Annotated in this window: 4 protein-coding genes; 2 read left to right on the plus strand and 2 right to left on the minus strand. The window is 59.6% G+C overall.

What is annotated here, in order from left to right; genetic code table 11:
* Positions 1 to 121 precede the first annotated feature (121 nt).
* Both NKI15_RS02955 and NKI15_RS02960 read right to left on the minus strand, forming a co-directional pair.
* On the minus strand, positions 122 to 6,610 hold the full coding sequence (locus tag NKI15_RS02955) for a hypothetical protein (RefSeq protein WP_352885685.1): 6,489 nt from the start codon (positions 6,608 to 6,610) through the stop codon (positions 122 to 124).
* A 2-nt stretch (positions 6,611 to 6,612) separates the two neighbouring features.
* Entirely contained in the window at positions 6,613 to 14,124 is a 7,512-nt protein-coding gene (locus tag NKI15_RS02960; protein WP_352885686.1) for a coiled-coil domain-containing protein, read from the minus strand.
* A gap of 331 nt (positions 14,125 to 14,455) precedes the next feature.
* Between NKI15_RS02960 and NKI15_RS02965 the strand changes: the two genes are divergently transcribed.
* Together NKI15_RS02965 and NKI15_RS02970 are read left to right on the plus strand one after the other, a co-directional pair.
* Positions 14,456 to 15,283, plus strand: coding sequence for a hypothetical protein (locus NKI15_RS02965; RefSeq protein ID WP_352885687.1), 828 nt, complete (start codon positions 14,456 to 14,458; stop codon positions 15,281 to 15,283).
* Between the two features lie 128 nt (positions 15,284 to 15,411).
* Positions 15,412 to 16,290 (plus strand): hypothetical protein, encoded by an 879-nt coding sequence (locus NKI15_RS02970; RefSeq protein WP_352885688.1) that lies wholly within the window; start codon positions 15,412 to 15,414, stop codon positions 16,288 to 16,290.
* Positions 16,291 to 16,333: the final 43 nt, after the last annotated feature.

Raw genomic sequence — 16,333 nt, forward strand, 5'->3', positions numbered from 1 at the left:
CGGCAGTATCTCCCCCTTCGTTCCATCCCATCTCTCGCTAAGGCGAAGATGGTTTCATAAGAGTAGACTTGGTCCTCGTGCGCTTGCTTTCGGCTCCCCTGTGCGGCCCGGAAAGGAGGCCTCACACCAACCGAATCGGAGGCGACACCGACACGATGCGAGCCTGCGCCTCTACCATCCTGTTGAGCCCTGCCGGACTGACGCTATCGGTCGGCGGCCCGCCATCGGTCGGCGAGAACAGCCAGTCAAAGTCGAACGGTTCGCCCGCAACAGTGCCGATAGAATGCAGTAGAGAAACGTCCATCCACAACTCTGACGTGGAGTCGCTGGTCACCTCAACATATAGGCCGGGCTGTTTGGCTGTGGGATCGACGAGAACCAAAGGTTTCCCCCCTAGGTCGCCCTTCGGCGGCATCCGCTGCCCCCTGGCATCCAGAAACTGGAAGCTGGGCTTTGCTGCAGAGTTCGAGTCAATCGTAACTGACAGGCCTACGACACCTTCTTTCGATGTTGGGAGGCCGAGCGTGTATTGCACGAGGTCCCCATAGGTCGTCCCTATCTTCAGAACCATGTTTTTCAACGAGGATCGGTGGATGAATGGAGCGACGAACCGAAAGAACAGGCGCAGCGTCGCACCCTGTGCTCCTGAATTGAAACCAGTCGAAAGCAAATCGAAGTAAGCCGTCCGGTAGGTTTCGGGTATGCCCGGGATGTTGCCGTCGCACAAAATGGCCGCCGGCGTCTCATATTCGATGACGCGGCATGCGTGCTCTACCGGCGGCTTGTCCTCGCCGCTGGGAGTAACCAGAGTGGGCGCGAGCAGGCATGAAGCGGCGCTACGCGCGTAAATTTCGATCGGCCTGCCCAACTCATCAAGGAGACGCGATGTTATTACCGCCATATGTCGGTGCACATGAAGCGGATAGGGGCTGGTGAAGGTCGAGGAGCAAGGCCAAATGGGCTTCTTGCTCTGTCCGCGACCGATGCTGAGCGTTCCGTCGGCCAGGACGGATGCCTCAAGGCCATCAACCGGTACACTTGCCTGGCGCCACTCGTAGTTTTCCGTTGCCGCGACATGGATGAAGTCGAAATCGCGCCCGGTACGGGCCCATCTGAGGAATGTCTGCGCGCTGGCAATCGTCTCCCAAGCTTTGGGACTAAGCGTGCCAGAAACCAGAAGCGTTGCACCCGTTTTTCCGTCCGTGATCGGGGATCCGTACGTATCCTTGGGCAACGACCATTCGAAGCTGGCCATCACGACCGGTAAGTCACTTGCTCCCTCGGCAATGCTGGGCTTCAACGGCACGGCAAGCAGGGCCGTGGAGTATCTACCGGCCGACACAGGTTGAGTAAGGATAAACAGTCTATCCTCAGCCTTGTCCCTCGCAAAGCGGGCGACAACAATAGGAACGCCGCTCGTGTCGACGCCGTCGATCAGCATTTTGGAAACCCGAGCTACGACCTGTCCGTCTTCCACCGTCAGCGTCAAAACCGGCAGTTGCCCGCTTGACAGCTTTACGTACAGGCCCGGCAAGGGCACGAACTCGCCTGCCAACCAGTTGTACGGCTTCGCGCCGATCAGCCAGGTGCGATCAGGATCGAGAGTTAGAGCTTTGCCTCGCGAAGGCTTGATGGTCTCGGCCGCCGTCCAAGCTGGGTCAATGTAGCGACGCATCGCGACGCCCATCATCAAATCCTCGAGTGGCAATTGCCCCTCGCACCAACTGGTGGGACGCAATGTAAACATGGAATTCGGGAAGGCGGGAGCTGGCGCGGTCACCGAATCGAACGTCAGTCCCATGGGACCTTCAGGTATCAACGTCATGCCGAGGGCGCTGGCTGCATCCATTGGTGCATAGGTTAGATACGGCGCGACGCCGGCTTCCTTGCGGGAATCGAGGATTTCGACCGGAATAATTTCGCCGCCTTCCGGCTGCTCGGCCTTGAAGCCGTACCCGAAGCCGGTTTTGACTTCCGCAGCGATGCGATCTGCCAGTCCGCCTTGAGCGAAGGGGGGCTCCTGAAGGATCGCGGCAACTGGCGGCGCAGGTTGTCGCCGCCCATCTGTGTCGGGCGCGGACGTGAGCGGGATCAATGCCCGCAACTGGGGACGCGCCACGATGACGCGCGAAGCATCCGCGAGCATCACCACCCGCCTTGTCCAGGGCCGCGCCCAGCCGGGAGACGTTTGTTCCGACGAACCGACTTGTTCATCCGCTGGCCAAGCTGGGCACTCCCTGTCTTCCTGGCGGAGCAACGCTCCGGCGTATCGCGAACGAAGCGTGAAGCGGTGCCGGAAATAGGTGGCCGACGGGGCCTCCCAGAAGAACTGCTGCAGCGTGGTCCGGGACGGCATCGGCGTGATGCGCTGGGTGAGGGTGTGCGCGTCGAGATGGAGGCGATCGTAGAAAGCCTCATGCTCGAACCGGGCCACGGCGGCGTCGACGGTGAGCTCACGCGCGAACGTCCTTGCGCCAGCCAGCTTTTTCTTCCAGCTGTCGTCAACATGGTCCTCGGGCCGGATGTAGCTGTATATGGGGCGGCCTGACGGGCGCCAGCGTTGCGTCGTGACGTCCACTTCAGACAGCAGCCGCCAGTAAGAGAGCTTCAGTTGAGGCGCCTTGGCCGGCATCGCCGCCAGTGTGACGAGGTCGTAGCGACGCACCCGCTCGAAGGGTTCTGTAGCGATCATCTTTTCTGCCAGCTCTATCGCGATATCGCCAGCTATCTCGTCCATAAATCCTGCCATGATTTCCATGCGCAGGGGCGGCCCGGGGAACGACGCGGTGGTGTCGCCATTGATCACACTTGCGTATTGCAACATGCGCGCGTCGAACATCGATGGATGGGTGCCTTGTTCAAAGTGCTCGATGGAGACGTGCGAGTGGAGACGTAGAAACGTCACGGAGCCTTCGGGTGCGGTTGCCTGCACATAGGAGGAACCGGGCTGGTCCAGTATCAGTTGATCACCGGCTCTGAAATTGATCACAAAGCGGAACTTTTCGTCGACCATTTTCAGCATCTCAACGAGTGCATCGAGTGTCCACGGCGTCGGCTTTTCTTCATCAAGCCCCGCCGCCGCTAGAAGCGGTTTTTCGATCTCGTAGAATATCCTGGCCGCGACCTCGGCCAACCATTGCGAAATATCGACCAGCACCGGCGGAGGAGCGGAAAGATCATCGATCAACGTGTCGATCATGGCGAAATCGACGCGGACGGCTTGCACGGCCGGATCGGGAAGACGGGGGGTGAGCGTCCCAAGCTCCGGGCGAACGTCGCGCAGCGCGTAGGCCAGGCTGAGCGCCCTTCGCACGCGGTCCGGTAGGTCGGATCGGCGATCGGGGTTCGCGTACCAGCGTTCAAAGTCGAGATACCCCACACGTGGCGTCGAGACTTCGGCCCTGCGTTCGGACCTCAGGCTCTTGTTCCACTGCGCCTTGGTTGATTTCGGCCGCAGCAGCAGCAGCGGCCCTCCGGCAACTGCGCTGCCCTCGACCTCGGCGAAAGACATGCATGCCGAAGCATCAGCCGGCGCCTCGACCACAAGGCGGATCCAGCACGTATCATCGAGCCAGGATGGCAACACATTCGCGCGGCCATCGATAACGAGGAAACGCGCGGGGTCCCCGCCCGAACCGTCCGGCGGAACGATGGTCCGGAATGTAACGGTCAGTTCGGAACGGCCATCGACAGGGATGGAAAACGACGGCCCGACCCGGCTGTCGTCGAGTCCATCGCGTTTCCTCTCGGCCGTGCTCATGCGCTCCAGCACGTGCGGCTGATCACTCAGGCGGTCCATAACCTGCAGGACAATCGATTTCGGTTTACCCGACCAACGGATGTCGGCCAGCGTCACGTCGTGGGACGATTGCTTCTCCGGATTGGACGGGATCGGTATTTCACCGAAACCGCCCTTCGACCGGAACAGGTCGCAGTAGGACGAATTGCTCTGCGATGCGAAGATCACGGCCCGCGGATAGTCGAGGGCGAGCGGCATAACCTTGTCGATCGACTTGCCAAACAGCGCCGGCCCATCATCGAGTTCTGTTATCGTCATGTCGGAGATCGCGGTCGTGCGCTGGTAGTCGACATCCATGACCGGGGCGCCCTTCGGCGCGCGGGTCTTGAGTATGTCCGGCATCCAGGGCGCCTCTGTCCTGTTCAGTTGAAGGTCGAGAGGCAGAGTGCCTGCATTGCTGGTTACGAATGCGAACGTCTGATACGTTCTGCCATAAGCCAACTTGGGAAGGCTGGCGAAGTCACTGCTCCCCAATGGCTCGTGCGGCCCTACACTGTAATGAGGACGCGTTGCGTCGGTAGGCTCGTTGCCGTTGTAGACGACGCCTCCGCTCGGGATACCGTCGGCAAATGGATAACCTTGATATTCGATGAACATTGGCGCGCGACCGTCACTGACCGCGGGCAGCATCGGATCGAGCGCGGAGTAGACCTTCAACTCGGGTTCGATGTCCTTGGTCGAAGGCCACGTCCAGAAGAGATCGGCGAGATGAGCGTGAGCAAATGGCGGATTATCATCGTCAAGACGTCGAATTGCGACCGCGATCCCGTTCAATGCCCTGGCAAAATCTTCGACCTTGTCGCCATCGACGTTCGAGCCGATCTGCACCGGCAGCGGAAGGGGGCATTGGTCGGGAACAAAACGCTGGGGCTTGGTCAGAGCTTTCACGGGATCGACCGCGTCGGCGAAGCTCCTGATGAGGTGAGTGCGCAAGATGTGCTCGTCGACGCCCGCCAGCCAGCCGGGCGCGACATTGATCAAGACGGCCGATATTGGGTCGAAACACTGAATACTCGCCCCGGCCGGCCCCAGGAAACGCCGCGCGAAATAGTCGGCCTGCTGGAGCTTGTCGGCAATGTCTCCAGCCGTCATTCTTTCCATTTTGTCAAAGGACGACAGAAGCGCCTGGGTGAGGCAATGGCTCGCGGCGCGGCTGACCGCTTCGGCGCCATTGAACGGACCCTCCAGCAGCCCGCGATACTCAATCCATGCCTGCTCAAAGGCCAGATAGACTGCTGCCTTGGACGCATCGGCCACCTTTGCGTCGTTTATGAAACGTTTGGCAAATCGGGCATGAGGCTGCGGGGTGTCCGATGCCAGATCAACGGTTTCCAGCAGACGCAGCGCTGCGGCTTCCGCGCCGCGCTCCTCGTTCAGTGCTTGTTCAAACGCGCCGACGGCCCTGGTCAGCACCTCGCCGACTTTCACCCGCGCCAGAGGAACATTGTCGGCGTATTTCTTGAGCCTTTCTCCAACCGCGTCGCCGAACTTGGCTTTGGCGAAATGCTGAACCAATTCCGCTACGAGATCGGAGTCGTCCACGATGTCTGTCTTGGCCCCCCCCGGCATGGGCACAGCGTGGACGTGCCTGACAGCCTCGCCTAGCTTAGAATCTGTTGTCGTATGGGTAAGCGGCGAAACGTCCTTGAAGGTGCCCCGTATCGCCTCTGTGATCTGAGCCGTCCGGAGTTGCTCCTCCCTGAGAGGAGGATCCATCTCTCTGAGGCGGTCCAGCACCAGCGAGACGAACGGTGCAACTACCTCGCCCTCGCGTCCTACCCCTGGCGGTTGGACGATGGAAATTACAAGGTTGTCCAGCGCCGCTACCAGCCGCGAGATGCCGTACCAGACGGCATTGTCCCAATGGTAGGCGATAATTTTCGTGCCGTCGGCGTTGCGCTCTTCGACAAAAGCGCACAGGTTCTCGACGCGCTTTACTTCTTCGATCGTGGCGTCGCGCGGTCCGAGCGCGGCCGCCGGAGCAATCATCAACGCCGCGCGCTCCTCGAACCATCGCGAGATGCGATGAACCTCCGCCGCGGCGGGATTGATTTTGAGGTAGCCTTTGGCGGTAAGGCTTACCGGCTTAAAATATTCCAGTTTGAGCCAATCGGCGCCCTTTTCCACCGGGGTCGCGCGAACCTTCAGCGACGTCCCGTCGCCATAGACGTCGTATTCTACATCGCCACACCAGTCGTCGTCGCCAGGCGATCCCGTTTCGACCAGGGCCGTCAAGTACGGTGGAGGCTTGACGCCCATGTAGAATGGCAGTGCCACCAAGCCGTAATCTTGCAGCAGCGATTTTTGTACCCGAATGATGCGCGTCAGGCCAAGTCCGTGACCAACAGGGGCGTCCCAGGATTGAACCGCGCGCAACCTGTCACCTGCGCCCGCCGAAGTCGTGGCGACCTCGGATGAGGTGCCGGATTGCGGCTCGGGCGCCCAGAAGCGAAGCTGGCGTGGCAAAACCTGTTTCTGCTCGTCCAGCCACTGGATGAGGTCGGCCGGCAAGCCCGCGTGGTACGTCTCGCGCACTTCATAGAGGCGGCCGTCGTCGAGTACGAGAGATTCACCCTTCCCCCTATACCGGTAGACCGCCATAAAGAGGTTCTGGGCAGCGTCGAGGAACTTTACAATCTTCTCCCGAGCCGCCTTCTCATCGTCAGGAACATCTTCGTCTGCGCCTGAGGCGTGACAGTCGATGCTGAGATTGACCGACAAGGAGAACGTTGCCCCGCTCTGATCACTTTCACTGAAGCTTTTCGGCTCCCGGTCTATCTGACAATGGAGGATCGTGTCGGTGACGGCCATGCTCAGTTCCTCACCTTTTCGAGCTTGTCGACGACCTGTTTTGCCTTCTCGAGCTTCAGTTGCTCGCTATCGACGCTTGTTGAGACTTTCGTTTCGGATTTGCCGCCGCGCAGTTTGTATTTGACGTTTGCGCGGGCCGTAAGTTTGAAAAATCTCGAAATGCGGATCGTCACCGACAGGCTGCCATCACCGTCAACCTGCCCGCTATCGCGGTAGGTCATCCGTAGCGTCAGCGTGATGCCGACGGTGATGATGCCGGCGACGTCGACGTGACCTGCGATGACCAACACGACCGAAACCGCGAGGCCGCCGCCGGGCTTGCCGATCAGCTTGCGGTAGGAAAGCGTGCCGGAGAGCGTGATGAACACCTGACCTGAGAATGGGCCGAAGGCGAACGCTAGCGAGGCAGAGCCCCCTGCCCCGGCCTCGACAAGCACGGTCAATTCGTTGGCGAAGGGACGGTACTGCGCTTCCAACTGGATATAGCCGGTACCGCCAATGATGAAGATGGCGAAGATGAACGGCCGCTCCAGAATAGAAAGGTTGAAGCGATCCGCCAGCATGAAATCGGGGTAAGCGACCAGCTTGAACCGGTTCTCGATCGAGACATTCTGGACGCCGCTGGTGCCAAAGTTGAGCGACACCGGCGGGATGGTGAACAGGTGCTCGACGCCGACCGGCAGACCGCCTTCGGTGATGATGGTGAGACCGCCTGGGTCGCCGCCGAACAGGGTGGAGAGGAAATCCTGGATGAACTTGAACTGCGGGTTCAGCCTGATGTTGCTGGGGTCGAACTCGATGTCGAGCCCCTTCTCCTTGGTGAAATTCAAGCCGAAATTCTCGAAGCAAACCATCGACTGGCCGCCCGCCACCATATCGATCTTCGTCGCTATGCGGCCGAATCCAGTCTGAGTGACCTTGTCTTGATCCTTGGAAGCCTCGAGCCGGACCTGCCCGACAAGTTGCATGTCCACGAAGTCTGCTTTGAAGACGCCCACCGAAAACAGGCTACGGCGGCCGGGCATGGGCGCGTTGATGTCAACTTGAACCCAGGCGCGTGCCTGCTTCTTGTCGAAATCGTGCGTGATCTTGACGGCGTCGCGTACCCCGGCGGGAATTTTGTAACCCGAAAACAGGCGATCTAATTTTGCCCCGCCGAAGTTGCGGAACACCTTGCCGATATCAAGGCCCGACAGATCGGCAGGAAGCAGGCGCTCGCCGATTTGGTCGAAGGGAAGTGAGAGGCCAAGACCCTTGAGTTCATCGCCCAGCCGGTTGAACAAAGCGTTCGCCTTTGTCGTCTGGATGATGTCCGACAGTTCGTCGAAATCCGAGCGGATTCGGTCAATATCGGCTTTTAGAGCCGCTATTTCGGGTGCCGAGGTAACCGCTGAATAGAGTTTCAATAGATTGGAAGGGGCCGCCATGAGGCCGCCCTCCTCGATCTTGCCCGCAAGATCGAGGACGCGATCGGCATAGGACCCGGCCGTTTCGAAACTTCGTGAAAGGTCGTTCTGAAGGCGGCGTACTGAATAGTCGAACGACTTCACCGCGCCGAGCAACTTCTCGGCAAATCTCTTGGCGTCCTTAATCTCTTGCGGGAAAGGTCCGAGTGCCGCGACGAAGTTCTCGTAGGCCTTTTCAAGTTCGGCATCGACATATTTCTGGAAGTTGTCGCCCATTTCCTGAAGGCGCCGTGCGACCTCGTCCACGCCCTCGTAGACGGCGCTACACGCAGCCGAGAGTTCGGCCAACGTTCCCAGCGCCGACGCCTGGAGATCACGGATGGCGTCGCCGACAAACCCCTCGAATTCCATCAGGCGGTCGCCGGCGAGTTTCCGTATTTTGACGTCGATGGTGTCAGGCAGAGGTTGTAGAAGCCGTGCGATGGCTGGGTCGACGACCGATCCGGCAATAAGTGTTTCGACCAGCGCATCTGGCGACAGCGCCTGCTCAGCGGACGCTAGTGCCGCCCGCACATCGTCAATGATCGGCAGCGCGGTGTCGGGAATCTTGCGGACTTCGGCCAGCAGGGCGACCCGGAGTTCTTCCATCGTGGCGGCCGTGAAGGCAACGGCAGAATCGACTTCGCCGCCTATCTTCTTGATCGGTCCTTCGACGAACGTGGCGATGCGATCGAGTTCACCTCCAATCTGTTCGACTATAAGGGTCCTAAACCAGTTTGCCGCGTCCTGGCCAAACTCGTCGGCGCTGGCGTAGAGGGCGTTGGCCACGACGGCCACGTTTGCGGCCAGTTGGTTACCGATCTGTGAGACCGCGGTCAGGGCTGCCTGAAGCGCTGCATCGAACCCCTCAAGGCCCCGGTCGGCTATGTCGTCGACCTTTGCAGCGAGTTCCCGCGCTGTGGCGATTCTCTGGAGGGCGTCTTCGCGATAGTCCTTAATCTTTCCGAGGGCCTCGACGACAGCATCCTTGACCCCCGTGTCCTGAATGCTCTGTGCCTTATCCAACAGCAAATCGAGCTTCGATTTCGTCGCCTGACCAATCACCATGGTCAGTTCCGCGAGTGCCCGATCCACGCGCCCCACAATCTGATCGACGGCCGCACCCACCTTTGCCGTGATGATGTTGGTCTCGAGCCGCGCTTCAGCCGCTTCTGCCAGCAGCCGTGCCACATGACCGGCCACGGCTTGCGAGACGTTGTTCAACTCCACCCCGAGGCGTTGCCGGCATTCGTCGATTGCGGCTCGGATATCATCCGCGACGCTGTTTACGGCCGCTGCTAAACCGTTGCGGAATGCGATGCGTCGGGCTTCCGACCAGGGCTTGTCGCGTTCGTAGCCGGCCGAGAATTCCTTGACGCGCTGGCGCGCTCGGGCGAACACCGCCTCGATTTCGGCTTCCAGATCGAGGAGCATCGCCCGCATCTGCTCGACGCCCTCATCCAGCTTGCCGATGTCGGCGCTCGCCTCCGACAGGATCAGCCGGATTTGCTCGATCGCCAGATCGTGAAGGTGACCAGCCAAGTCGGACTTGTTGATCGGCAGGGATTCAAGGACAGCATCCCCTGCGCCGACGGCATCGTGAATGGCCGTGCGCAACAGCATTTCTTTGCGCTTGACCATATCGACCGCGTCCTGCTTGAGCTTGTCGCATAACTTGCCCCCCTGCTTGAAGACACCAGTGATATCCTTAAAGGGTTTCAGGTCCCCTTGGTCAGCGAGCCCCGCGAGATATCCTGCCAGCTTCGGCTTTATGGTCTTCCAGTCGGCTCCTTTGAAATCCTTAAGCAGTTCATCGACTTTTGCCCAATTGTTCGCGTCGATCGCTTTCTTTAAGTCGCCACTCTGACTCGTGACTTTTTGCAACAGGTCTTGATAATCGAACTTCGCCCCGGAACCATCAGTCTGCCAGTAGGCGACCTTGGCCAGCCGCCGTGCCTCGTCGCTGTTGCGATTGATATCCCCACCATCTGCTACGACCTTCACTAGATCCGGTCGCAATGCTTGATCGGGCGCGTGGGTCGCCCGCACAAAGGTGACCGAATTCAGGTCGACATAGACGGGCTTGGCAGAACGTCCCGCGTTGAGCGCGGCCTTTTGGGCTGCCGGCGCAAGCCGCCAGGTGAACTGGCGAAGTCCAGGGAGAAAGCGGCCGACCGGCCGGCGGCGCCCCTCTGTGAAATCGTCGGGCTGCGGCCTCTGGTCCGCTGACGCCTTGTCGGCGAACTTGGAGATACTGGCCGAGGGTGGCACGTTCGCATAGTCGAGGCCCAACCGGGACACCCAGAGATCGGTGTCGCTGGTGGCCGCCTTGAAGTCGGCGAAGAAGAAAAGGAAATCGGAATCCAGGCATTCCAGCGAAACAGTCGGCCGATCGCCCTCTCCTTCAGCCAGCGCGCCGAAGGCGACGTCGGGCATCGGATAGACCTGGGGCCGCTGGCGCGAAGCGAGACGGTTCCAGAGAGGGACCATCCAGCCGAAATCTCCGATATCGCGGCCCCATGCGCTGTCCACATTGATGATGCGGGAATTGAAACGAACTCTCTCAAGAAAGCCCGAATTGCGCTGTTCGGCATTGGCAAAGTCCGGATAGTTCCGCTCATCCTGCATCAGTTCGATGTATTCGCGCACCTTGCGAAGCACAGGCCGCCGGGTGCGGGTCTGGTAGGGGTCCTCTTCCTTCAATGGTGCGAATTGAGCCGAGGCATTGACCGTGCGCTCGTAGACCACCACGTGCTTGGCGCGGTGCCAGAGGCAACAGATGCGCCCGAGCACCTCGACCTGCTGGCGCTGGACTTGGCCATTGTAGGTTTCCGAAATGATCGTGACCTTGCCGTCCAGGAATTCGGCCTTCTGCTGGGCATCTCCGCCCATCGGGGAGAGTGCGATGCGCTGGATAACACCTCCGCGGGATCTCGGCGAAGACACGAGAGTGTTGAAGAGGTTGTTGGATTCGACTGGCCAAATGGCGCCGCCGCTCAATCCCTGCGGATGATGGCGTGGCTTGTCGAGCGTCAGGTCCTTGGGTTCCTGGCCGCCCACTGAGGGGATGGACGAGACCTTGCCGTCGGGACCGATCGGATGGCGATGAAGAGCAGTGCCCCGTAGCGAGAAACGCACGCCGTCGGTGAAACGAGCCCGTGTGAACGCTACCGTGGAATCGAGATTGCGAGCCCAGACTTCGAGCCGCTCTGGGCGGCGCGCCACCGCTGCGCGCACGGCGCTCCAGCGATTGCGCTGGTCGGCCGCCGCATTGGCACCGCCCCGGCCGGGCAACTGTCCGGTCAATGCCTCTATCTCGGCGATACGGGCGCCACGGGAAATGCCAGTTTCCTTGGAGACGTCGATGCCGACGGACAGGCCGTAGAGGAATTCGCCGCGCAAGTAAGAAAGTTGAGCGCCCAACCCGTATTCGCCGTACTGGCGGAATATCTCGTAACTGGTCGATTCCGGCACGAAGTAACCGCGCTCGACATCGCTCGGGCTGATCCAGATTTCGGCCGACGGTGTCAGCCGGAAATCGACGGCCCGGCGACGGAGGTCCAGCGGCGTACCTTTGGGATCGTCGGGATATGATTCCGTCGCGTAAGGCCGGGGTGGTAGTTCGGTCGAGCCGGATTGCAGATCGTGAATTTCGAGCCGCCGAGGCTTGTCGGCGCTTTCGCCGACTACCTGAGGTGGCAGGACGTAATGATAGTATGGCGAGACGACCTTGTATTGCCAAAGCCGCGTATCGCCAGAATAGGTAGCGACCGAGGCACTTGCCGCATCGCCACGCGACCCCAGTGGGCTTTGCGTGAACTTCAGGACAGAAAACGGCTCCTGTGAGAGGATAACATATGATTTTTGCTCGCCATCGGCCGCGGCCTCGGTCAAGTCGAAGACATTTGCCTCGAGCCAGCGGTCCTGGCGCGGTGCCAAATGCTCTGTCGCGAAAAGCCAGTAAGGCGTGACGCCGTGGTTGCCCCTAGCGGGAGAGCCTTTTGAGATTGGGACAAGCAATGGACCTGGACGGCCCGTCCTGTCGAACCGCTCGACGTCGGCCGTGATCTGATCGATGCGATTCGCAGGAACGGGAACGGTAATCTCGACCGCGCCAGCGCCTTGCGGATACACAAGGCTGGGTAGTGGGCTCGACGAGGAGCCCGCTCCGCCCTCGCGTCCAATGCGCAAGTAGCCGTCGGGGGGAAGGTTCGCGGGTGACTTAATTGTGTCTGGATCGCCCTTGAATTGCAGCGCGCCAAGCCGGCCGCGCCACGACTTGCCGTCGGCGGTTTCGACCTTGTTGAGGATCAATCTATAAGACGCAAAGTAGGGGTCGCCGTCGCGTATCTGAGCAGCGCTGGCCGGCGGCCACGCCAAGTCCGGTGCGAGCGTCGCATGCAGCCTCACGCCGTCTGTCTGGAAGAAACTGATATTCGTCAGATGGACGGCAATTTCAGTCTCGGCTTCGCCCTCGAGGTGTGAGCCAAGTGATTGCGCGTCAGCTAGCGTGAGACGCATCGGCGGCCGCGACCAGCCCTCCGGATCGGTGGCCCGGCCCCAAGCGGTCGACCCTGCCTGATAGAAAACCGCATCGAGGGGCGAACCGTGCAAGCAAAAGCGAATTTCGCTTGAGCCGGCGATCTTGAGGATTTCGGGCAAGAACGAGTGCGGCATACCTGCCTCGCCAGCGACCAGCGCGTCTCGCGTTGTGGCCAAGCTGTAGTTGGCGAGTGCCAACAGCCCCAACGGCAGCGGTGTCGACGGGCTTGCCGCGGCGCTGCCGAAAGTGTTGACCGTCTCACTCCACATCAGACGCAGTGAGACTTTTGCATTCCAGTCACGGCCATCATGCCCAGGGCCGCTGGGCTCCGTTGGGGGCCAGATCTTCCCCGGTTCAATCGACCACGACATTTCGCAGTCCACCAGTAGCGTCTTGCCCAAAGCCAAGAGCGAGACTGGCGCTGCCGAGGCATCGTAGTGCACACGGTCTGCAACTGGACCGCCAAGTTCCTGAGTGAGCCTGACCTGGAGTTTTGCGCCGGATGCCGCCGTGATGTCGCTGCCGGATGCTGTGAAGCCGGTCGGTATCGCGACACGGTAGATCAGCCGATCGTTTTCGAACCGTAGGCTGAGCGCGTTCGCGGCGAGCGCGGGGTTGCCGTACTTGTCGACGAGATCGACTTTCGAGCCGTTTCCGGAAATCGAAAACCCATAGCGCTGGAGAATCTGCCTTGCCGCAACCTTCAAATTGGCAGGCCACATCCGCTCTATTGGAACGCTGCCGTCACCCCGCCCGGCCAGTACGGCAAAGTATTTCTTGCCGTCCTGTTGCGTTGCGAAACCGAAGCGCCCGAGCCGGCTATCCGCCGGCGCCTCGCTCGAGTTCAAGATGTAAGACTGAACGCCTCGCGTATCAGCCGTATCAGCGGTGGCGTCTGCTTCAATCCATCCCGCAACGATAGTATGTGGCGAAGGCGGGTTGCTGTCCGACTTGGAAACGGCGTTATAGACCACGCAGAATGGAAATGCCGGTGCGTCGGTGTAAAGTCCCGACTCAACCCTACGCATGACAGGAAGCGGGAGGTTGAGGTTGAAGCGGAACAGCGGCACCCTGTAGCGGTAAAGCATCAGGGCCGTATGGGTCATACTGTCTGTGACGTATTTTACCTGAGAGACCAGCGGCCACTGCAGAGGCGCATCGCCGTATTGTTCGCCATACTGCTCCAGGAGGAAGGCCCCGCGGAAGGCAATTTTTGTTGCCTTATCGCCATCAAGCCAAATAATGCCTTCAGCATCGCGCGTGCCTTCGAACCAATTCAGGGCATCTTTTTGATCCAATCTAAACAGTGACAGAGTGCCTGCATCAGGCTCCGGCGTGCCCGTGCCGCCCTCTACGCGCCCGGGACACCACCTCAACAGCGCCGTGAACGTCCCCGCCCCGCCGCCTGCCTTCTCACCGAAGAAGATCTCGATGACGCCGGCCTGTGTTTGGTCAGGGGTTTCGAGCGGGCGTTCCGGGACCGGCGGCCAATGAAAATTCCCGAACAGCCTGAACGCGAGAAACATGGCATGTTCCCTTTCCGCCGGCCAGGCTTGTTGAATTCCCTTGCTCAATCACGAGCTATTGGCTACGCCCTCTCAAACTACTCAAAGTTAAACTGATATTTCTTACTCAGAAGAACAGGTGGCTCTTCCGTCTATTCTTCCTACAAAGGCGTCCACACATTCAATATGCTTCCACCCCGTCACCAGGACATGCTGGCGCGCACGACTACACCAAATATAGTTCTAAGTGCCTAGTAATTTACAAGGCTGGCTGATTCCCTGGCTTTGGGCAAGTACTTGTGCTCTTATGTCCACAATTAACCGAAATTCAACGTGTGGCCGGGAGGAAACCATGAAGAAGGCGGTTACTTCGACTTCAACACGCAAGCCTAGCGGCAACGCGGAAAAAGAAACGCTGGCGTCGCGGATCGCCTTTCTCGAAGAAACCGTCGACCGACTTTACTGGCTACGGTTCTACGGAAAGGATCGGGGCAAACCCAGGCGCCGTCAGGTGAAAACCACGGTCGCGCAGGTCAAATACGTCCGTGCTACTTCGGATGGCTGGCTTCTGGTCAAGACCGGCGGCAGTACGGAATCGATTCCATCCGGCCTGAAGGTCTCTCTGACAGGTTCCAGCGGGGGGCGCGATTCGGGCACCATCAGCGAAGGTGCCCTCGACGGCGAGACTTTTGACGTTGCCTCAGGCAATCTGGAGGCAAGTTACCGCAGGGTCTCTGACCTGAAGATGAAGGTTGTGACCACGTCTAGTGGTCCGGTCGTGATCGATGGCATCGAGTACGACCTCGAGGTCTCGATGACCTATACCGAGAGCAGCGCAAAGAAGTCGCTTGGTCCATTTCCCGCCAAAACAGACCCCGACAATCCCCTTCCCGATGGCGACCATTTGGTATCGATTGCCGACTTTCCCCACTCTTTGGGCTCGGCATACGGGGCACATGGAACGGTGTGGTTCCGCTTGGGTACGAGTGGGGACCGCTATTTGCACCCCGGGAAGTTTTCGGCCGGATGCCTCACCTGCGCCCCAGGCAACTGGGAGAAGATCTATCAGGTCGTCCACTGCGCTCGAAAGAGTTCCACGATCGCCGGTGACCTTAATTTCGCACCGTCGATGACCGTGGCTACTGTCACGGCGCGCAGAGGTCGCAAGGCGCCGGCCTAGCCGGAGCAAGACTGACCCGACATCAGCGGGTCCATGCGATCTGTCAGATCTACTTGGGATGGAGAGCGTCCCCAGGCGCAGCTTGGCGCTCGCATTCTCGTTGTGAATCAATCCAAGGGACATCGACCATGGCAAAGACGCCACGCAAATCGACATCCGCTCACGGGCAAAAACAGTCTGCAAGGCGCGCGCCGTTGAGAGTGCGCGCACGGCGTCTAGAGGCGCTGTCCGATCTTTTGCCGCAACAACGCGAGATCTTGGAACAGATAGACCTTTGCAGCCGGCTCCTCTGCGATCTTCCGGAGTTGAACCAGCTATCGAAAGATCAGCGCGCTGCTACGCAGGCAACAATCTCGATGTGGCACGAAGCCCTTGTTCTTGCCGCTGCTCGGAATGTCTCTCTTGTACGCTCAGCATTGGCCGATATTCCTGATGAGCCCGATCCAATGAAGCGGGCTGTTGCTTTCCGGCCGATTGTTGGCGCCTGCGTTGACGCTCTTGACCCTAACCCTTCGGATAACACCAAACGCTTTCTCCTTCATGTTGCCTGGCATGAGGGCGACAAGTTACGAACGCGCGTTCAATACGGCGACGGACCTGCAAGAAGCTTCTTCCAGTTCGAAGCTTATCGCGCAAAGGAAGCTATGCAGTACGCTCGCCAAGCAGGCTATATCGACAAGCTCGCAGGTACTACCGGGAATACCAAGAAGGAACTGAAGGATTCAGAGGATGACCTTCCCGGCTATGACCCAAAGGACAGCTCATGCTCGTACTTTCCCGATGGAAATCTAATTCGGACATTACTTGAGCAGAATGACCAGTTCGGTGCCTACCTGGTCCGCATTGCCTTCAAGAAGGTGGCCGCGGCGATCGGCCAAACCAATGCCGAGCACGCCGATTACTGGTATACTTACTGGAAAGTCAGCGGCGGAGACCCAGACGCATTGAAAAAGGTGTTCGCTAAGGAAGCGAATGAGGTCGACAAGCTGGTCGCCCAATTGTTTTAGATCGGATCAGGCAGAAGGAGTTATCCAGACCAACCTCCGCTAT

The organism is Mesorhizobium sp. M0862, from assembly GCF_040319795.1.
In the GTDB taxonomy this organism is placed as follows: Bacteria; Pseudomonadota; Alphaproteobacteria; order Rhizobiales; family Rhizobiaceae; genus Mesorhizobium.